The organism is Massilia sp. KIM (genome assembly GCF_002007115.1).
Taxonomy (GTDB): domain Bacteria; phylum Pseudomonadota; class Gammaproteobacteria; order Burkholderiales; family Burkholderiaceae_D; genus Telluria.
This window is the reverse complement of the sequence record NZ_MVAD01000001.1, coordinates 2,498,176-2,518,672: the sequence shown is the minus strand read 5'-3', so window position 1 is coordinate 2,518,672 and position 20,497 is coordinate 2,498,176. Positions and strand designations below refer to the sequence as shown.

The following is a 20,497-nucleotide window of genomic DNA, read 5'->3' as shown; positions in this document are numbered from 1 at the left end:
CTCCCCGCGGCGTGTCGCAGCCGCAATCATGTGAAAAAGTGTTTCGTGTGCGCCGTGCCAACCTGAGCGGGCAGATAATGGGGCATCCCAGCTTCAACCCAAGAGGTGAGCCATGAAGCATTCTAGCCACATCCTTGCGCTCCTCGTCGCACTGTCGGTGGGCGGCATGGCCCAGGCCCAGACCACGGGCGGCACGCCCAGGGAAAAAGCCCAGGGCAAGGAAGCCGGCCTGACTTACGGCCCGGTGCTCGATCCGCAAGCGGCGCGCAGCGCGCCGAGCACGCCGCCGCCCGTCAACGAGGCCAGCCCGCAAGCCCAGGAAGAGCGCGCCGGTCCGGCCGCACAGCAGCCGCAGCGGCAGGACGAGGTCGATCCCTCGGCCCGCCCGGCGCCCGAGCCGAACAAGCCCGAGCAAACCCGCCAGCCTCAAAAGAAAGATCCCAAGGCCAAGCCCGCGCCGCGCCGTTCGGTCCAGCAGCGCGTCGAGGGCACGCCGCGCATCGTGGCCCCGGCCGCGCCCGCGAGCGGCCGCGCCGCCGATCCGGTGCGCGCCATTCCGCCCCCGGTGCTGCCGTCCACGGCCGCGGTCGGCGCCTGCCAGGGCGCGGCCTGCGTCGACACGGGCGGAACCAGCTACAACACCAGCTCGGCCACCGGCACGGCGGTGCGCAGCGACGGCCGTCCCTGCACCCGCAGCGGCGCGACCATGCAGTGTCTTTGATCGGGGCATGGCTTTTCCGGCCAAAAGTTCGCTACAATGCGGCTGCTTGACGTTTACGTAAAGGGAAACTGCGGGGAGACCGCGGGACCTGGGCGTCGCTGAGCAGCACAGAACTTTTATAAGGGAAAACCATGCAAATTCAGAACAATCTGTTCATCGTGACCGGTGGCGCCTCGGGCTTGGGAGCGGCCACGGCGCGCATGATCGTCGAGGCGGGCGGCAAGGTCGTGATCGCCGACGTGCAGGCCGAGGCCGGCGCGGCGCTGGCTGCCGAGCTCAAGGGGCAGTTCGTCAAGTGCGACGTCACCTCGGAGGCCGACGCCAAGGCGGTGATCGAGGCGGCACTGGCCCTGGGCACGCTGCGCGGCCTGGTGAACTGCGCGGGCGTGGCGCCGGCGGTCAAGACCGTGGGCAAGGACGGCCCGCATCCGCTGGACGTGTTCCAGCGCGCGGTGAACATCAACCTGGTCGGCACCTTCAACATGGCGCGCCTGGCGGCCGACGCGATGGGCAAGCTGGAGGCGGCGGAACACGGCGAGCGCGGCGTCATCATCAACACCGCCTCGGTGGCGGCCTTCGACGGCCAGATCGGCCAGGCGGCCTATGGCGCCTCCAAGGCCGCGGTGGCCGGCATGACCCTGCCGATGGCGCGCGACCTGTCGCGCAGCGGCATCCGCGTGATGACCATCGCCCCGGGCATCTTCGAGACCCCGATGCTGATGGGCATGCCGCAGGAAGTGCGCGACTCGCTCGGCAAGATGGTCCCGTTCCCGCCGCGCCTGGGCATGCCGCAGGAGTACGCGCACCTGGCCAAGGCCATCATCGAGAACGTGATGCTGAACGGCGAAACGATCCGCCTAGACGGCGCGATCCGCATGCAGCCCAAGTAAGACCTCGGCCGCGGATTGTCAGCGCGGCCCGCGCCTAGCAGGCGTCCCCCGGCGAGCGCCTTGTAGACGTCATTGCGGCCCGCGCTTCGTAAACGTCATCCCGGCGAAGGCCGGGATCCAAGTTTCTACGCACACCCATAACGCCCGCGTTCTCACTGCGCGAGGGCATTGGATCCCGGCCTTCGCCGGGACGACGTTTATAGGCCGCAGGCTGTGTCATACGCCGCAGGCCGCCTCATGCGACGCAGGCCGCGTCATGCGACGCAGGCCGCGTCATGCGACGCAGGCCGGCCAGACGCCGCAGGCCGTGTCATGCGACCCAGGCCGCGCCATACGCCGCAGGCCGCCTCGTACGACGCAGCCGTTCCATACGCCACAGGAATTGTCTTGCGCTGAAAGCAATCCCCGAATGCTGTAGGATGCCGGATGTCGGGCGGCCGCGTGGCCTATGCGGCTGCCCGGCTGCTTTCTGGAGATCCGATTTGAGCACACCACGCGTATTCGCCCTCGGCCTGCTGCTGGCAGGCGCCGCCTTTTCCCCCGTCCATGCGCAGGATGCGCGCCAGGCAGCCCCCGAGGCGGCCACCGGCTACCATGACAAGGCCGGCTGGCCCGCCCAGAAATACATGGTGGCCGCCGCCAATCCGCTGGCGGTCGAGGCCGGATACCAGATCCTCAAGCAGGGCGGCAGCGCCATCGACGCCGCCATCGCCACCCAGCTGGTGCTGACCCTGGTCGAGCCCCAGTCCTCGGGCATCGGCGGCGGCGCCTTCCTGGTCCATTACGACGGCAAGCAGGTCCAGGCCTTCGACGGCCGCGAGACCGCCCCCGCCAGCGCCGACGAGCGCCTGTTCCAGCGCCCCGACGGCACGCCGGTCTCGCGCACCGAGGGCGTCGTCGGCGGCCGTTCGGTCGGCGCCCCGGGCGTGCTGCGCATGCTCGAACTGGCCCACCGCCAGCACGGCAAGCTGCCCTGGAAGGCCTTGTTCGCGCCCGCCATCCGCCTGTCGGAAGAGGGCTTCCCGGTCAGCAAGCGCCTGAACCTCCTGCTCGGCTACGACCCCCACCTGCGCAAGGACCGCATCGCCGCCGCCTACTTCTACGACGCCCAAGGCAAGCCCTGGCCGGTCGGCCACATCCTCAAGAACCCGGCCCTGGCCGCGACCCTGCGCGAGATCGCCGAGGGCGGGGCGGACGCCTTCTACACCGGCCACATCGCCCACGACATCGCGGCCAAGGTGGCCTTCCATCCGACCAACCCCGGCCTGCTCACCGCGCGCGACATCGCCGACTACCGGCCCAAGGTCCGCCAGCCGGTGTGCAGCGACTACCGTACCTATACCGTGTGCGGCATGCCGCCGCCTTCCTCGGGCGGCATCGCCGTGGCCCAGATGCTGGGCATGTTCGAAAACTTCGACATGAAGAAGCTGGCGCCCGCCGCCGGCGTCCCCGGCCCCGAGGCGGTGCACGTGTTCTCGGAAGTGGCGCGCCTGGCCTACGCCGACCGCAACCGCTACGCGGCCGACACCGACTTCGTGCCGCTGCCGGGACGCGGCATCGCCAGCCTGATCGACAAGGGCTACCTGGCCCAGCGCGCCAAGCTGGTCGGCCCGCGCTCGATGGGCGAGGCCCCGGCTGGCACGCCGCCCGGCATGGAAGTCGCCTGGGGCACCGACAACGCCATCGAAACCCCGTCCACCTCCCACGTCTCGGTGGTCGACGCCGAGGGCAGGGGCCTGGCCATGACCACCACCATCGAGGACGCCTTCGGCTCTCGCCAGATGGTCGACGGCTTCATCCTCAACAACCAGCTCACCGACTTCTCCTTCGCCTCGCGCGACGAGAACGGCCCGGTGGCAAACCGCGTGGAGGCCGGCAAGCGCCCGCGCAGCGCCATGTCCCCCACCGTGGTGTTCGACAAGAAGAGCGGCCGCCTGGTGCTGACCGTCGGCTCGCCCGGCGGCCCGGCCATCATCAACTACGTGGCCAAGGTGCTGGTCGGGACGCTCGACTGGGGCCTCAACGTGCAGCAGGCGATCTCGCTGCCCAACTTCGGCAGCCGCAACGGCCCCACCGAGCTCGAAGCCGGCCGCTTCCCGCTCGCGACGATCAAGGAACTGGAGGCACGCGGCCACAAGGTCCGGGTCAGCGAGCAGACCTCGGGCCTGCACGGCATCCAGCGCGTCAGCGTCCACGGCGTGCCGCTGTGGTTCGGTGGTGCGGATCCGCGACGCGAAGGTATCGCAAAAGGTGACTAATCAACATTAATTTCCCTAAATCCAGACAACCTTTGCTAACCTTGTCGGGTGGATAGACAAGAGAAAACCGGGCTGATCCTGACGGGAGGCGGCGCCCGCGCCGCCTACCAGGCCGGCGTGCTGCATGCCGTCCACCGGATCCTGGCCGACGCCGGCCGCGCCAGGCGCCACACCCCCTTCGACATCATCTGCGGCACCTCGGCCGGCGCCCTCAACGCGACCGCGCTGGCCTGCCGCGCCGACGATTACGCGAGCGGGGTGCGCGGCCTGCTGGCCGTGTGGGAAAACGTCAGCGTGCCCCAGGTCTACCGGGCCGACTCGCTGGCGGTGCTGCGCTCGGGCGCGCGCTGGCTGTCGCTGCTGTCCTTCGGCTGGCTGCTGCGCAAATGGCATGCCTCGCCGCCCAACTCCCTGCTCGACAACACGCCGCTGGCCGGCCTGCTGCACCGCGCCCTCGACCTGCCGCGCCTGGACGCGGCCCTGAGCGACGGCGTGCTGCACGCGCTGGCCGTGACCGCGTCCTCGTACAGCAGCGGCCACCACATGACCTTCTACCAGAGCGCGACCCCGATCGAGCCCTGGGTGCGCCACCAGCGCATGGCGCTGGCCACCCAGATCGGGGTCGAGCACCTGCTGGCCTCGAGCGCCATCCCCTTCATCTTCCCGGCCGTGCCGCTCTATCTGGCCGGCCGCCGCGAATACTGCGGCGACGGCTCGATGCGCCAGCTGGCCCCGATCGCGCCCGCCATCCACCTGGGCGCCACCCGCGTGCTGGTGATCGGCGCTGGGCGCATGACCGAGCCGGCGCGCGAAGAGGTCAACAGCGGCGGCTATCCGACCTTGGCCCAGGTGGCCGGCCATGCGCTGTCCTCGATCTTCCTGGACAGCCTGGCGGTCGACGTCGAGCGCCTGCAGCGGGTCAACCACACCCTGAGCCGCATTCCCGAGGAGGTGCGCGAGGGGATGGCGCTGCGCCCGGTCAAGCTGCTGGTGATCGCGCCCTCGGAACGCCTGGACGACATCGCCGCCCGCCACGTCGACAGCCTGCCGCCGCCGGTGCGCACCCTGCTGAGCGGGATCGGCGCGACCGAGGCGCGCGGCTCGGCGCTCGCTTCCTACCTGCTGTTCGAGGCGGTGTATACGCGCGAACTGATCCGCCTGGGCGAACACGACACCCTGGCGCGGCGCCAGGACGTGCTGGACTTCTTCGCATGATGCGCGCCGTGCGTCGCCTGCTGGGCGTCTTTCTCCTGCTGTGGGCGCTGGGCGCCGGCGCCGCCGCGCCCGATCCGACCCTGCGCTTCGCCCACCTGTCGGTGCAGGACGGCCTGGTCCAGGAATCGGTGCTGTCGGTGGTCCAGGACCGCGACGGCTTCATGTGGTTCGGCACGCAGTCCGGCCTGTCGCGCTTCGACGGCTACCGCTTCGTCACCTACCGCAATGAACTGGGCAATGCGAACAGCCTGTCCAACAACTGGGTGAGGGTGCTGCACATCGACCGTCACGGCCAGCTCTGGCTGGGCACCGACGGCGGCCTGAACCGCTTCGATCCGGTCACCCGCAGCTTCACCCTCTACCTGCCCAACGAACCCTCGCGGCGCGGCAGCGGCAACCGCCACATCAAGTCCCTGATCAGCGACGGCCGCGACGGCCTGTGGCTGGGCACCGGCGACGGCCTGCAGCACTTCGACATGGTCAGCAAGCGCTTCACCACCTGGCACCACGCGCTGGGCGACGCCAACGGTCCGAGCGACGACGGCGTGAATGCGCTGGCGCTCGACCGCGACGGCCGCCTGTGGCTCGGCACCGCCGCCGGCCTGGACAGCTACGACCCCGCCGCCAAGCGCTTCACCCACCACCCGTCCGGCCTGGCCCGGCGCGACGAGGCGGTGCACGCGCTGCTGGCCGACCGCGACGGCAGCCTCTGGGTCGGCCGCGCCAACGGGCTCGAACGGCACCAGCTGCGCGGCGCCCGGCGCGGCGAGGTGCGCCGCTTCGGCGCGGCCGAGGGCCTGGGCGGCAACTGGATCACCGCGCTGTACCAGGAAGAGGGCGGCACGGTGTGGGCGGGCTCGCACGACGACGGCCTGTTCCGCTGGCGGCCGGAGCGCGGCCGCTTCGACAACTTCCGCAACGCCGTCACCGACCGCCGCAGCCTGGCCGACAACTACGTGTCCTCGCTCTACCGCGACCGGGTCGGCACCTTCTGGGTCGGCACCTGGTTCGGCGGCGTCTCGCGCGTGGACCTGGGCAGCGGCGGCTTCGCGCGCATCGTGGCCCGTCCCGGCGCGGCCGACACCCTGCCCGACAACAAGGTGCGCGCGCTGCTGGAAGACGGCGACAAGCTGTGGGTCGGCAGCACCGCCGGCCTGCACCGCTTCGACCCGGTCAGCGGACGCGCCGACCTGTACCGGCACGTCGACGCCGGCGCGCCCAGCGTCAACGACCTGACCGTGGCGGCCCTCGCGCGCGGCCTCGACGGCCGCCTGTGGGTCGGCAGCCGCACCGGCGTGAGCGCCATCGATCCGGCCACCCGGCAGTTCCGCCGCCTGGTGCTGCCGGGCGACGCCGACAGCAATACCGTGCGCGGCCTGCTGGCCGCACGCGACGGCTATGTCTGGGCCACCTCGCGCGGCGGCCTGCACCGCATCGATCCGAAGACCTACGCGGTGACCAGCTACCGCCACGACCCCGGCAAGCAGGCCAGCCTGGCCGACGACACCACCCGCCCGATGCTGGAAGACCGGCGCGGCCGCTTCTGGGTCGGCACCTTCGACGGCCTCGACCTGATGGACCGCGCCAGCGGGCGCTTCCGCCATTTCCGCCACGACCCCTACGACAAGAACAGCCTCAGTCACGACGAGATCCACTACCTGATGGAGGACAGCCGGGGCGACATCTGGGTCGGCACCGCGGTCGGCCTGAACCGCATGATCACCGCCCAGGACGGCTCGGTGCGCTTCGTGCGCTACACCACCCAGGACGGCCTGTTGGACGACGCCGTGGCCGCCATGCTGGAAGACGCCGAGGGCCGCATCTGGGTCTCGACCTCGAGCGGCCTGTCCTGCTTCGACCTCAAGACCGGGCGCTGGCGCAGCTACACCGCGGCCGACGGCATCACCGACGGCGCCTTCTTCGACGCCTCGGCCCTGCGCGCGCCGGACGGCACCCTGTATTTCGGCGGCTTCAACGGCATCACCGCCTTCGACCCGCGCGCCATCCGCGACAACCGCCACCCGCCGCGCGCCGTGATCACCGGGGTGCAGGTGCTCAACCGCCCGATCGAACAGGCCATGCCGGGCCTGCTCAAGGCGCCGGTGGAGAACACCGACGCCATCACCCTGCCGGACGAGGCGGCGGTGCTGACCCTGGAGTTCGCGGCCCTGCACTTCGCCGCGCCCGAGCGCAACCAGTTCGCCTACCGCCTCGACGGCTTCGACCAGGGCTGGGTCCAGACCGGCGCCGACAAGCGCTTCGCCACCTACACCAACCTGGAGCCGGGCACCTACGTGTTCCGGGTGCGCGCCGCCAACAAGGACGGGGTCTGGAGCGAGGACGTGGCGGCGCTGGCGATCACGGTCGAACCGCCGCCCTGGGGCACGGCCTGGTTCCGTATCGGCGCCATCGTCCTGCTGTGCGCGGCGCTCTACGGCGGCCTGCGCATGCGCCTGTCCAGCCTGCGGCGCCAGAAGGACCGCCTGGAACGCCAGGTAGGCGCGCGCACCGAGCAGGTCGAGCACCAGAACCGGGTGCTGGAGCGCCAGACCCAGGAATTGCGCGACCAGGAGCGGCGCGTGCGTGCCCAGACCAACGAACTGCAGAGCGCCTACCGCGCGCTGCAGGAGAACGAGGAATTCCTGCGCCACGCCAAGCAGCGCGCCGAGGACGCCACGCGCCAGAAGTCCGAGTTCCTGGCCAACATGAGCCACGAGATGCGCACCCCGCTGGCCGGCGTGATCGGCATGCTGGGCTTCGCGCTGCGCGACACCGCGCTCAGGGACAGCACGCGCGACCAGATCCTGCGCGGCCAGGCCAATGCCCAGGCCCTGCTGGCGATCATCAACGACCTGCTCGACTTCTCCAAGATCGAGGCCGGCAAGCTGAGCATCGAAAGCATCGACTTCGACCTGCACGCCGCCATCGGCAACGTCGCCAGCCTGTTCCAGGAACAGGCGGCCGCGCACAGCCTCGACTTCGCGGTGAGCCTGGACCCGGAGCTGCCGCGCTACGTGATGGGCGACCCGACCCGCCTGCGCCAGGTGCTGGTCAACCTGGTCGGCAACGCCTTCAAGTTCACCCGTTCCGGCGGGGTGCGGGTCGAGGTGGAGCGGCGCGCCGACGACCAGGCCGGGCGCGATGACGTGCACATGATCCGCTTCACGGTGCGTGACACCGGCATCGGCATCCCGGCCGACGCCTTGCCGCGCCTGTTCCAGAAATTCGAGCAGGCCGACGCCGGCACCACCCGCCGCTACGGCGGCACCGGCCTGGGCCTGGCGATCTGCCGCCAGCTGGTGGAACTGATGGGCGGCACCATCGGCGTCAACAGCCTGGAAGGCAAGGGCAGCGTGTTCAGCGTGCTGCTGCCGCTGCCGGCCGGGGCCGAGCCGCCCCAGGCCGAGCACCTGCCGCGCACCCCGCACAGCCACCGCCTGAAGGTCCTGTGCGCCGAGGACTTCCCGACCAACCAGATCATCGCGCGCCTGATGATCGAAGAGATGGGGCACGAGGTCGACGTGGTCGACAACGGCGCCGAGGCGGTGCGCGCCCTGTCCCGCACGCGCTACGACCTGGTGCTGATGGACGGCCGCATGCCCGAGATGGACGGCGCCACCGCCACCCGCCTGATCCGCGCCGGCGGCACCATGGAAGCCCCGACCCTGGACCAGCACGTGATGATCGTCGCGCTCACCGCCAACGCCAGCGGCGAGGACCGCGCGCGTTACCTGGCCTGCGGCATGGACGCCTTCCTGACCAAGCCGATCGACGAGGAGGCGCTGCACTTCCAGCTGGCGCGCGCCATCGAGCGCCAGCTGCAGCGCGGCATGACGCTGCCGCGCATGCCGGGGAGCGGCGAGGGGAGGGAGGCCGAGGTTGCGCCGGCCGCGCCGCCCGTCGCCTCGGCCCCGGCGGCCGCGATGGCCGAACTGGACGCGATGTTCGGCGTGAGCGCGGCGGTGGCGGCCGAGGAGGCGCCGCCGGCGCCCAACCCGGGGCGGCGCGCCGAGGATCTGGCGGCGCGCCTGCGCGCGGCCTTCGCGGCCGACCTGCCGCGCCGCCGCGCCGAACTCGAGGCCGCCCTCGACGCCGACGACCTCGAGACCGCCGGCCGCATCCTGCACGGCCTGCGTGGCAGCGCCGGCCACCTGGGCGAGACCGCGCTGCAGGCCCTGTGCGCCGAGCTGGAAGCGGCCGCCGACGCCGCCGACCGGGCGCGCCTGCGCGAAGGCCTGCCGCGCCTGGGGGTGCTGCTGGCCGCCTTCGGCGCAGGGCCGGCCCCGCGGCCGGGCTTATAATGCGCTTCCTCTTGCGGATGGAGAACCGATGAAGGTCCTGGTAGTCGACGACGACGTGGTGTCGCGCATGATGCTGATGCATCTGATCGACAGCAGCGGCAGCCACGAGATTCTGGAAGCCGAGGACGGCGAGGACGCCTGGCGCCAGTTGCAGGCCGGGCCGGCCCCCGACCTGGTGTTCTGCGACTTGCGCATGCCGCGCCTGTCCGGGCTCGGCCTGCTGGAGCGCGTGCGCGCCGATGCCGCGCTGTGCCGCCAGCCCTTCGTGCTGGTGTCCTCGGCCGCCGACGCGGCCACCATGGCCGAAGCGGCCGGCCTGGGCGCGGACGGCTACATCGTCAAGCCCTTCCGCCTGGAGGACGTGCGCATGCAGTTCGCGCGCCTGGACGGCGCCGCCCAGGCCGACGAGGACGAGTCCCCGGCCGGCGTGGTGCGGCGCCTGGGCATCGACGGCGCGCGCCTGCAGCTCTACCTCGACGGCCTGGGACGCCAGCTGGACGCGGCGGGGCCGGAACTGGCGGCCCTGCTGGCGGCTGGCGAACTGGATGCGGTGCTGGGAAAGCTCAAACGCCTGCGAGAGGGCTGCGCCACCCTCGGCCTGCGCGGGGCGGCGGCGGCGCTCGAGCAGCTCGAGCAGTTCGACGCCTGCGCCCTCGACGCGGGACGGATCGGGCAGGCCCTGGGGCGTGCCGGGGCCAGCGTCTTGCGCCAGGCCGAACGCACGCGCCATGGCTGAGCGCGGGGCGACGAATCCGCTTGCTGATGGGTTACTTTAGATTTAAAGTAATTGGAACGCCAAATGTAGCTGGAAGGCGTTGCAGGGCCCCCGCGCTCGCGGGGGCGACGGCGTAGTGCATCGTTGCCTGTCCAATCATCGAGGCCGCATATGACCGACGACCCAGCAGCAATCGCATCCTCCGCAAACGCCATGGCGGCCGGCGCGCTCGCGCCGAGCGGCTACGCGGACGATTTCGCCCGCGCCCACCTGCCGCCTGTCGCCGACTGGCCCGAACTGCGCTTCGACTTGCCCGGGCTGCGCTATCCCGAACGCATGAACTGCGTGGCCGAGCTGCTCGACGCCGGCGTGGCGCGCGGCTGGGGTCAACGCGTGGCGCTCGTTGGGGCGCGCGAGACGCTCACCTACGCCGGGCTGCTTGAGCGGGTCGACCGCATCGCCCACGTGCTGCGCCAGGACCTGGGCCTGCCGACCGGCAGCCGCATCATGCTGCGCGGCGCCAACTGCCCGACCATGGCGGCCGCCATCCTGGCCGTGATCAAGGCCGGCTATATCGCGGTGCCGACCATGCCCCTGCTGCGCGCGCGCGAGCTGGCCACCATCGCCACCAGGGCGCGCGTGGGCGCGGTGCTGTGCGCCGGCGGCCTGTGCGCCGAGATCGAGGCCATGGACATGCCGCAGTTGCCGCTGCTGCGCTTCGACAGCGAGGCGCAGGACGGCCTGGAAGCGCGCATGGCGCGCCACGACGCGCCGTTTCCGGCCCACGACACGGCGGCCGACGACGTCTGCCTGATCAGCTTCACCTCGGGCACCACCGGCGTGCCGAAGGGCACCATGCATTTCCACCGCGACGTGCTGGCGATCTGCGACTGCTTCCCGCGCCACGTGCTGCGCTCGCACATCGACGACGTCTTCATCGGCACGCCGCCGCTGGCCTTCACCTTCGGCCTGGGCGGGCTGCTGCTGTTCCCGCTGCGGGTCGGCGCGCGCGCCGTGCTGTACGAGAAGCTCAGCCCCGAGGCCCTGCTGGCGGCGATCGAGCAGCATCGCGCCACGGTTTGCTTCACGGCCCCGACCTTCTACCGCCAGATGGCGGCGCTGGCGCCGGACTTCGACCTGTCCAGCCTGACGCGCACCGTGTCGGCCGGGGAGGCGCTGCCGCTGGCCACGCGCGAAGCCTGGCAGGCCGCGACGAACCTGGCCATGATCGACGGCATCGGCGCCACCGAGATGCTGCACATCTTCATCTCGGCGGCCGGCGCCGACATCCGTCCCGGCGCCACCGGCAAGCCGGTGCCGGGCTACCAGGCCTGCATCCTCGACGCCGAAGGGCGGCAGCTGGGGCCGGGCGTGGTGGGGCGGCTGGCGGTGAAGGGCCCGACCGGCTGCCGCTACCTGGACGATCCGCGCCAGCGCGACTACGTCAAGAACGGCTGGAACCTGACCGGCGACGCCTACGAGATGGACGCAGACGGCTATTTCTACTACCGCTCGCGGGTGGACGACATGATCATCTCGGCCGGCTACAACATCGCCGGGGCCGAGGTCGAGGAAGCGCTGCTGCGCCACCCCGCGGTGGCCGAATGTGGCGTGGTGGGGCGGGCCGACGCCGAACGCGGGCAGCTGGTCGAGGCCCACGTGGTGCTCAAGCCGGGCCAGGTCCCGTCCGAGGCGCTGGCGCGCGAACTGCAGGAATTCGTCAAGCAGCAGATCGCGCCCTACAAGTACCCGCGCGCCTTGCGCTTTCGCGAACAGCTGCCGCGCACCGAAACCGGTAAACTGCAACGCTTCAAGCTGCGCACCGATGCGCCCTAGCCGGCGCCCTGGCACGCGGGCACACTGACAAGGCGCCGCCAGAGCGCCGGCGGAGCGCGGACAAATACGGAGAAACCATGCAGGACGACAAAGGGCAGGACCGCGACGAGGACGAGGATGCGCTGTCCGCGCTCGACCTCGAAAGCCGGCTGACGCAGGAACACCACCAGTCGCTGCGCCTGTGGCTGCGCATGCTGTCCTGCACCACGCGCATCGAGAACGAGATCCGCAGCCGGCTGCGCGCCAGCTTCGGCATCACCCTGCCGCGCTTCGACCTGATGGCCCAGCTCGAGCGCCATCCGGACGGCCTGCGCATGGGCGAACTCTCCAGGCGCATGATGGTCACGGGCGGCAACGTCACCGGCATCACCGACCAGCTGGAACGCGAAGGCCTGGTGCTGCGCGTGGCCGACGCCAAAGACCGGCGCGCCTATGCCGTCAAGCTGACGCCGGCGGGCCGCCGCGCCTTCGCCGACATGGCCGCCGTGCACGAGCGCTGGATCGACGAGATGCTGGCCGAGATCCCGGCCGAGGACAAGGAAAGCCTGATCGGCCTGCTGTCGACGATGAAGCGCCGGATCCGCATCGCCGAAGGGCGGTAGCGGTAACCGACAGTCGGGACTGCAATCGTGCGACTGTCGGTGACGGGCGGCGCATAATGAACGCCAGTCCCGACAGGAGGCCAGCATGCTGACCCAGCCCGAAGTGCCACCGGAATTCCGCTCCTGCGGCCGGTGCCGGCGCATGCATGGCCGCGAATTCAAGCTCAGTTTCGCCTTCCAGCCCATCGTCGACCTCAAGCAGCGCAGCGTCTACGCCTACGAGGCGCTGGTGCGCGGACCGAAAGGCCAGAGCGCCTGGTCGGTGCTGTCCGAGGTCGACGAGGAGAACCGCTACGACTTCGACCAGGCCTGCCGCATCCAGGCCATCCGCAGCGCGGCCGAACTCGGCATCCATGAGCGCCTGTCGATCAACTTCCTGCCGAACGCCGTCTACCACCCGGCCACCTGCATCCAGCACACCTTCAACGCCGCGCGCGAGGCCGGCTACCCGGTCGAGAACATCATCTTCGAGGTCAGGGAAGGGGAGAAGGTACGCGACCGGCCCCATCTGGTGAACATCTTCCGCGAGTACCGGCGCTACGGCTTCGTGACCGCGATCGACGACTTCGGCGCCGGGCTGGCCGGGCTGGAGCTGCTGTCGGAGTACCAGCCGCACATCGTCAAGCTCGACATGCAGCTGGTGCGCGGGATCGACACCGACCGGGTGCGCCAGGCCATCGTGCGCGGGGTGCTGGGCATGTGCCACAAGCTGGACGTGTGCGTGCTGGCCGAAGGCGTGGAGACGGTGGGCGAGCGCGACTGGCTGGCGAATGCAGGGGTGGACCTGATGCAGGGCTATCTGTTCGGCAAGCCGACCTTGCGCACGGTGCGCGAGATCGATCCTGCGGTGTGGCATTGATCGGGCCGGGTGGTGGTCCCCCTGCCAGGAATCGAACCTGGATCCCACGCTTAGGAGGCATGTGCACTATCCATTGTGCTACAGGGAGGACGCGAGCGCCGCCGTGAGGCGGGCAGGGCATGACGAGGCCTGCGGTCCGGCGGGCGGGCCCCGCGAACGGGCCGGTACCGTGGACCGAGCGCAATTATAGCCGATGCGAGCCTGACAATTGGAAGTCCTCGCCCCCAAGTCGGTACAATGTGCGCCTTACTCAATCAACCCGCACATTTTCCTGCGCCCCCTTGTTGGCGGCGCGAGAAGTTGGACCGACTATGGCTGTCATCTCCCTTACCTCCGCCCAGCTGGCCTTCGGCCACGTGGCCCTGCTCGACCATGCCGATTTTTCCCTCGAAGCCGGCGAGCGCGTCGGCCTGATCGGCCGCAACGGCACCGGCAAATCCTCGCTGCTCAAGATTATCTCCGGCCGCGCCAAGCTGGATGACGGCCTGCTGGTGATGCAGCAGGGCCTGCGCATCGCCTACGTGGAGCAGGAGCCGGTGTTCGACCCGGCCTCCACCGTGTTCGAGGCGGTCGCCGCCGGCATGGGCGACCAGCAGGCGATGCTGACCGAATATGAGGCCCTCACCGGCAAGTTCGGCGAAGGCAATGACGAAGCCCTGATGGAGCGCATGCACGAGCTGCAGGGCAAGCTCGACGCCGTCGACGGCTGGAACCTGGCGCGCAAGGTCGATACCACCCTCGACCGCTTGGGCCTGAATGGCGAGGCCACCATGGGCACCTTGTCGGGCGGCATGCAGAAGCGCGTGGCCCTGGCCGTGGCCCTCGTCTCCGGCCCGGACGTGCTGCTGCTGGACGAACCCACCAACCACCTCGACTTTACTTCGATCAAGTGGCTGGAAAGCCTGCTGCGCGAATTCCGCGGCTCGGTGCTCTTCATCACCCACGATCGCAGCTTCCTCGACAACGTCGCCACCCGCATCATCGAGCTGGACCGCGGCCGCCTGCTTTCCTTCCCGGGCAATTTTTCCACCTATCAGGAACGCAAGCGCGAACTGCTGGCCAACGAGGAAGTCGAGAACGCCAAGTTCGACAAGTTCCTGGCCCAGGAAGAAGTGTGGATCCGCAAGGGCGTGCAGGCGCGCCGCACCCGTGACGAAGGCCGCGTACGGCGCCTGGAAGCCCTGCGCCTGCAGCGCGCCGCAAGGCGCGAGCAGCAGGGCCAGATCCGGCTCGAAGTCGGCAGCGGCGAGCGCTCCGGCAAGATCGTGGCCGACCTCGAGAACGTGTCCAAGAGCTTCGGCGAGAAGTGCATCGTGCGCGACTTCAGCGCCACCATCCTGCGCGGCGACAAGGTCGGCCTGATCGGCCCCAACGGCGCCGGCAAGACCACCTTGCTGCGCATTATCCTGGGCGAGGAGAGCGCGGACAGCGGCGCGGTGCGCCTCGGCACCCGCCTGAACGTGGCCTATTTCGACCAGATGCGCGCCCAGCTCAACGAGGAGGCGAGCCTGGCCGACACCATCAGCCCGGGCAGCGACTGGGTCGAGATCAATGGCCAGAAGAAACACGTGATGACCTACCTGGGCGACTTCCTGTTCGCGCCGGAACGCGCGCGCTCGCCCGTCAAGTCGCTCTCGGGCGGCGAACGCAACCGCCTGCTGCTGGCGCGCCTGTTCGCCAAGCCGGCCAACTGCCTGGTGCTGGACGAACCCACCAACGACCTCGACATCGACACCCTCGAATTGCTCGAGGAATTGCTCGAAGACTATAGCGGCACGGTGTTTCTCGTGAGCCACGACCGTACCTTCCTGGACAATGTCGTTACCCAAGTCATCGTCGCCGAAGGCGAAGGCCTGTGGCGCGAATACGTCGGCGGCTACAGCGACTGGGAGCGCGTCAAGGCCAGCGAGCCGACGCCCGCCGCCGCAGCGGCGAAAGCCGCCGAAGCGCTCAAGTCCAGCTCAACAAAAAGCGGTGGTATGTCATCTACCGCACAGAACGTATCTGGCAAAAAGATAAAGTTGAGCTACAAGGAACAGCGTGAGCTCGAGGAACTTCCTCAGCTGATCGCCAATCTTGAAGAAGAGCAGTCCGCGATCACAGCCAAGCTGAATTCCGCGGAGCTGTACAAGGACCAACCGGACGAAGCGCGGCGCCTTACCGCCCGCTACGCCGAGATCGATGACCTGCTGCTCGACGCCTTGGAACGCTGGGAGCGCATCGAAGCCCGCGCCAGGGGGGAGTAGTGTAACGAAGGGGGCATGCAGGCCAGGCGCCTGCGATTCAACACATGACCGAGCACAACGAACCACGTATCGCTCCTTCCGCCCCCGGGGCGCTCTCGGTCGACACCCCTTTCCTCAGCCGCGCGGCCTGGGCGCGCATCCTGCCTTTCGGCACCTATATCTTCTTCATCGTGCTGGGCGACATGCTGGAACGCGCCGGCATGGCGCGCGCCGAGCTGCGCTGGCTCTACCCGGTCCAGGCCGGCGCCGTGCTGGTCTTGCTGGCGGTATTCTGGAAGCAGTACGAGGAGCTGCGCGCAGCATTCATTTCACTCAAGCAAGCAGCGCTGGCGGTCGCCGTCGGCGTGCTGGTGCTGGTCCTGTGGATCAACCTCGACCTGCCATGGATGGTGGTCGGCTCCAGCGCGGGCTATAACCCGATCACCGAGGGCGAGATCGACTGGCTGCTGGTCGCGATCCGCATCGCCGGCGCCGCCCTGGTCGTTCCCGTGATGGAAGAATTGTTCTGGCGTTCGTTCTTGATGCGCTGGATCGAGGAAGCCGATTTCCAGCGCGTCGACCCGGCGCGCGTCGGCCTCAAGGCCATCCTGATTTCCGTCGTGCTCTTTGGTTTCGAGCACAACCTGTGGCTGGCCGGCATCGTCGCCGGCATCGCCTATACCTTGCTCTACATGCGGCATCGCAATGTGTGGTCACCCATCCTGGCCCATGCCGTCACCAACGGATTGCTGGGCATCTGGGTGGTGTCTACCGGCAACTGGGCCTTCTGGTGATCCAGCGCGAACTAACTTTCGAGAAGACAAACAATATGCTGAGTATCCGCTACCGCCCCCTGGCCGTCGTGATCGGCGCCCTGTTCACCTTCCCCCTGTCCACGCCTGCTTTCGCCCAGGCGGAAGAGGGCATGCGCCTGTACGGCGGCATCGGCTGGGCCTATGACGACAACCTGCTGCGCGTTCCCGAAAACGAAAGGCCTTTCGGCAACAAGCGCGGCGATTCCTACCGCACCCTGGAAGGCGGCATCGTCTACAACAAGCGCATCAGCCGCCAGCGCGTGGCGGTCAGCGCCAAGGCCTCCAAGGTCAAGTTCGATTACTTCAAGCAACTCGACTACGACGGCCGCGACGTCCAGGGCGTCTGGAACTGGGAACTGGGCCGCCTGTTCGAAGGCCGCGCCGAGGCCAGCTACGCCCGCACGCTGGCGCCCTATACCGATTTCCGCAGCGACGAGCGCAACCTGCGCCAGCAGCAGCACCGCCTGATCGACGCCGGCATCAAGATGCACCCGAGCTGGAAGCTGCGCTTCGGCGTGGCGCGCGACGAGTTCACCTACGAACTGCTGGCCCAGCGCTTCAACAACCGCACCGAAAAGGCGGCCGAGGTCGAGCTGATGTACACGCCCAAGAGCGGCAGCTCGGTCGGCCTGGTGGCGCGCCGCCTGGAGGGCGACTACCCGTTCCGCCGCCCCGGGCGCCTCGACAACACCCTGGCCGACGACTTCACCCAGGACGAACTGAAGGCGCGCGTCAACTGGATCGCCACCGGCTCGACCACCCTGCAGGCCCTGGTCGGCTACGTGCGGCGCGAGCAGCCCTCCTTCGGCGAAGGCAAGACCAGCGGCGTCAACGGCCGCGTCAACCTGCTGTACACGCCCAAGGGCAAGGTGGCCTACACCGCCTCGGTGTGGCGCGAATTCGCCCCGATCGAAAGCACCGCCATCAGCTACACCCTCAACAAGGGCGCCAAGATCGCCGCCAACTGGTACGCCACCGGCAAGGTCAGGGTCGACGCCGAGGCCGTCTACGAGCAGCGCGAATACAACGCGCGCCGCGCCTTCATCGGCTCGGACGACCTGAACGACTCGATCCGCGCCGCCAACCTGCGCGCCACCTGGCAGGCCACCCGCAAGATCCAGGTGATCACCGGCTATTCCCACCAGCAGCGCAGCGGCGCGCCTGCCCTGGGCACCAGCAAGTTCGACGCCAATGTGGTGCAGGTCAGCGCCAATGTGCTGTTCTGACGCTTTCCCGCAATTTTTTGAAGTGAAACATGACGGTCAACGACATCCCGATTATCTCGTTCTTCCAGCGCGTGCTCGATCCCCTCATCATCATGGGGAGCCTGTACCTGGCCACGCTGGCCTTCGACGAGCCGTTTTCGGGCTACTCGCTGGTCCTGATGATCCTGGCCTTCTTCATCTCTTCCGCGGTCTACCAGCACATCGACCCCTACCGCACCTGGCGCAGCGGGCGCATGCTGGCCTATGCGCGCGACACGGTGTTCGGCTGGTGCGTCACGATGGCGGTGCTGTACTTCCTCGGCTCGGCCAGCGGCCTCAAGTACTACTATGACGAGAAGGTGCTGATGGCCTGGGCCATCGCGACCCCGCTCACCATCCTGGTCAGCCATATCGCGGTGCGCAAGGCCACCGGCAGCCGCGACCGCATGCGCGAAGTGCGCTCGATCGTGGTGGTTGGCTGCAACGACGTCGGGGTCAAGTTCGCCGGCGTGTGCGACAAGCACTCCAACCTGTTCATGCAGGTGCGCGGCTTCTTCGACGACCGCGCCCCCGAGCGCCATCCCTGCGGCATGAGCTACCCGATGCTGGGCAAGATGGCCGACGTCGCCTCCTACGTGCGCCAGCACAACATCAAGATGATCTTCATCAGCCAGCCGATCTCGGCCCAGCCGCGCATCCGCAAGCTGATCGACGAGCTGAAGGACACCACCGCCTCGGTCTACTTCCTGCCCGACGTCTACGTGTTCGACCTGATGCAGGCGCGTTTCGACACCGTCGGCGGGATGCCGGTGATCGCGATCTCCGAGACCCCCTTCATGGGCTTCAACAGCGTGCTCAAGCGCGGCAGCGACATCGTGATCTCGAGCATCGCCCTGATCCTGCTGGCGCCGCTGATGCTGGTCATTGCCCTCGCCGTGAAGTTCAGCTCGCCGGGGCCGGTCATCTTCAAGCAGCGCCGCTACGGCCTGTATGGCGAGGAAATCTATGTCTACAAGTTCCGCTCGATGACCGTGGCCGACGACGGCCCGGTGGTGGTGCAGGCCAAGAAGAACGACCAGCGCATCACCAAGGTGGGTGGCTTCCTGCGCCGCACCTCGCTCGACGAGTTGCCCCAGTTCATTAACGCGCTGCAGGGACGCATGAGCATCGTCGGTCCGCGCCCGCACGCGGTGGCCCACAACGAGCAGTACCGCAAGCTGATCAAGGGTTACATGCTGCGCCATAAGGTCAAGCCCGGCATCACCGGCTGGGCCCAGGTCAACGGGCTGCGCGGCGAGACCGCCACCCTGGACAAGATGGAGTCGCGCATCCAGTACGACCTCGACTACCTGCGCAACTGGTCGCTGTGGCTGGACCTGTGGATCATCGTCAAGACGGTGAAGGTGGTGTTCACCCGCGAGAACGCCTATTGAGGTCCGCCCAGGGCGTGAACCGGCGCGGCGCGCGCGCATCGAACGATGTCGGGGTGGGCCCTGGTGGCAATGGCTGAGTTGCTAAATGTAACTAATTTGCACCAACACACGTGCATTGTCGTGTGAAAACACGGCTTCTTCCCGCGGAGAGGTTCGCGGAGCAACGTTTGACTTAAAGTCCACTTAAAAGGGGGGCGCACGATTGGAATCTTGCTTGCGTGACCACTCGCGCCGCGTAGAATCGTTGATGAGTTTGCAAGATTCCAGCAAAGCGCCTGCCTTTGCTTAACAGGGAAACAAGAATATGAAGAAAGCACTGATCACGGGCGTCACCGGACAGGACGGCTCTTATCTGGCGGAACTGCTGCTCGCCAAGGGCTACGAGGTCCACGGCATCAAGCGCCGCGCCTCGCTGTTCAACACCGACCGGATCGACCACATCTACCAGGACCCGCATGCGGACAATCCGCGCCTGATCCTGCACTACGGCGACCTGAGCGACACCTCGAACCTGAACCGCATCCTGGCCCAGGTCCGCCCCGACGAGGTCTACAACCTGGGCGCCATGAGCCACGTCGCGGTGTCCTTTGAATCGCCCGAGTACACGGCCGACGTCGACGGCATCGGCACCCTGCGCCTGCTGGAAGGCATCCGCTTCCTCGGACTCGAAAAGAAAACCCGCTTCTACCAGGCCTCGACCTCCGAGCTCTACGGCCTGGTGCAGGAAATCCCGCAGCGCGAGACCACGCCTTTCTATCCGCGCAGCCCCTACGCGGTGGCCAAGCTCTACGCCTACTGGATCACGGTCAATTACCGCGAGGCGTATGGCATGTATGCCTGCAACGGCATCCTGTTCAACCACGAATCCCCGCGCCGCGGCGAGACCTTCGTCACCCGCAAGATCACGCGCGCCCTGGCCAATATCTCCCAGGGCCTGGAAAAGGAACTCTTCCTCGGCAACATGGACGCCCTGCGCGACTGGGGCCATGCGCGCGACTACGTCGAGATGCAGTGGCTGATGCTGCAGCAGGACAAGCCCGAGGACTTCGTGATCGCCACGGGCCGCCAGTATTCGGTGCGCCAGTTCGTCGAGATCGCCGCGCGCGAGCTGGGCATCGAGATCGCCTGGCAGGGCGAAGGCGTGCACGAGCGCGGCCTGGTGGCCGCGGTGCATGGCGACAAGGCGCCCGGCGTGGCGGTCGGCCAGCCCATCGTGGCGGTCGATCCGCAGTACTTCCGTCCCACCGAGGTGGACACCCTGTTGGGCGACCCCAGCCGCGCGCGCGAGCGCCTCGGCTGGGAACCCACGACAACTTTCGAAGCGATGGTGCAGGAGATGGTGGCGCACGACCTGGAAACGGCGCGCCGCCACAAGCTGCTCGCATCGCATGGCTACAACGTTGCACTTTCACTGGAGTAAAC

At 68.6% G+C, this 20,497-nt stretch carries 14 protein-coding genes and 1 tRNA gene; 14 read left to right on the top strand and 1 reads right to left on the bottom strand.

Annotated elements, in window-relative coordinates:
• Positions 1–112 precede the first annotated feature (112 nt).
• From B0920_RS25570 to B0920_RS10880, 9 genes are all read left to right on the top strand, one after another.
• Positions 113–721, top strand: a complete 609-nt coding sequence (locus B0920_RS25570) for a hypothetical protein (RefSeq protein WP_143745705.1) — start codon at positions 113–115, stop codon at positions 719–721.
• Positions 722–852: 131 nt separating this feature from the next.
• On the top strand, positions 853–1,611 hold the full coding sequence (locus B0920_RS10915; protein ID WP_078032517.1) for a 3-hydroxyacyl-CoA dehydrogenase: 759 nt from the start codon (positions 853–855) through the stop codon (positions 1,609–1,611).
• A gap of 419 nt (positions 1,612–2,030) precedes the next feature.
• Positions 2,031–3,869 carry a gamma-glutamyltransferase gene (ggt, locus tag B0920_RS10910; protein ID WP_078032516.1) on the top strand — a complete coding sequence of 613 codons (1,839 nt, stop codon included), beginning with the start codon at positions 2,031–2,033 and terminating at the stop codon, positions 3,867–3,869.
• A 48-nt stretch (positions 3,870–3,917) separates the two neighbouring features.
• Positions 3,918–5,084, top strand: a complete 1,167-nt coding sequence (locus tag B0920_RS10905) for a patatin-like phospholipase family protein (protein ID WP_143745704.1) — start codon at positions 3,918–3,920, stop codon at positions 5,082–5,084.
• On the top strand, positions 5,081–9,385 hold the full coding sequence (locus B0920_RS10900) for a two-component regulator propeller domain-containing protein (protein ID WP_229455360.1): 4,305 nt from the start codon (positions 5,081–5,083) through the stop codon (positions 9,383–9,385). The genes B0920_RS10905 and B0920_RS10900 overlap by 4 nt, the downstream gene beginning before the upstream one ends.
• Positions 9,386–9,413: 28 nt before the next feature.
• Positions 9,414–10,121 carry a response regulator gene (locus B0920_RS10895; protein WP_078032515.1) on the top strand — a complete coding sequence of 236 codons (708 nt, stop codon included), beginning with the start codon at positions 9,414–9,416 and terminating at the stop codon, positions 10,119–10,121.
• A gap of 192 nt (positions 10,122–10,313) precedes the next feature.
• Positions 10,314–11,936 (top strand): AMP-binding protein, encoded by a 1,623-nt coding sequence (locus tag B0920_RS10890; RefSeq protein WP_078032514.1) that lies wholly within the window; start codon positions 10,314–10,316, stop codon positions 11,934–11,936.
• Positions 11,937–12,013: 77 nt separating this feature from the next.
• Positions 12,014–12,538, top strand: a complete 525-nt coding sequence (locus tag B0920_RS10885) for a MarR family winged helix-turn-helix transcriptional regulator (protein ID WP_078032513.1) — start codon at positions 12,014–12,016, stop codon at positions 12,536–12,538.
• 85 nt (positions 12,539–12,623) lie between these two features.
• Positions 12,624–13,397: an EAL domain-containing protein gene (locus B0920_RS10880; protein WP_078032512.1), complete on the top strand. Its 774-nt coding sequence runs from the start codon at positions 12,624–12,626 to the stop codon at positions 13,395–13,397.
• Positions 13,398–13,410: 13 nt separating this feature from the next.
• Here B0920_RS10880 and B0920_RS10875 read toward each other — a convergent pair.
• A tRNA-Arg gene (locus B0920_RS10875) sits at positions 13,411–13,485 on the bottom strand.
• Positions 13,486–13,708: 223 nt separating this feature from the next.
• On the opposite strand from B0920_RS10875, the gene B0920_RS10870 reads away from it, so the two are divergent.
• The 5 genes from B0920_RS10870 to gmd all read left to right on the top strand — a co-directional run bounded on the left by B0920_RS10870 (position 13,709) and on the right by gmd (position 20,495).
• On the top strand, positions 13,709–15,643 hold the full coding sequence (locus B0920_RS10870) for an ATP-binding cassette domain-containing protein (protein ID WP_078032511.1): 1,935 nt from the start codon (positions 13,709–13,711) through the stop codon (positions 15,641–15,643).
• A 44-nt stretch (positions 15,644–15,687) separates the two neighbouring features.
• Positions 15,688–16,416 (top strand): CAAX prenyl protease-related protein, encoded by a 729-nt coding sequence (locus B0920_RS10865; protein ID WP_078032510.1) that lies wholly within the window; start codon positions 15,688–15,690, stop codon positions 16,414–16,416.
• A gap of 35 nt (positions 16,417–16,451) precedes the next feature.
• Positions 16,452–17,663, top strand: a complete 1,212-nt coding sequence (epsL, locus tag B0920_RS10860) for an XrtB/PEP-CTERM-associated polysaccharide biosynthesis outer membrane protein EpsL (protein WP_229455359.1) — start codon at positions 16,452–16,454, stop codon at positions 17,661–17,663.
• A 29-nt stretch (positions 17,664–17,692) separates the two neighbouring features.
• Positions 17,693–19,075: an undecaprenyl-phosphate glucose phosphotransferase gene (locus tag B0920_RS10855; RefSeq protein ID WP_078032509.1), complete on the top strand. Its 1,383-nt coding sequence runs from the start codon at positions 17,693–17,695 to the stop codon at positions 19,073–19,075.
• Between the two features lie 304 nt (positions 19,076–19,379).
• Positions 19,380–20,495 (top strand): GDP-mannose 4,6-dehydratase, encoded by a 1,116-nt coding sequence (gene gmd / locus B0920_RS10850; RefSeq protein WP_078032508.1) that lies wholly within the window; start codon positions 19,380–19,382, stop codon positions 20,493–20,495.
• The last annotated feature ends 2 nt before the right edge of the window (positions 20,496–20,497 follow it).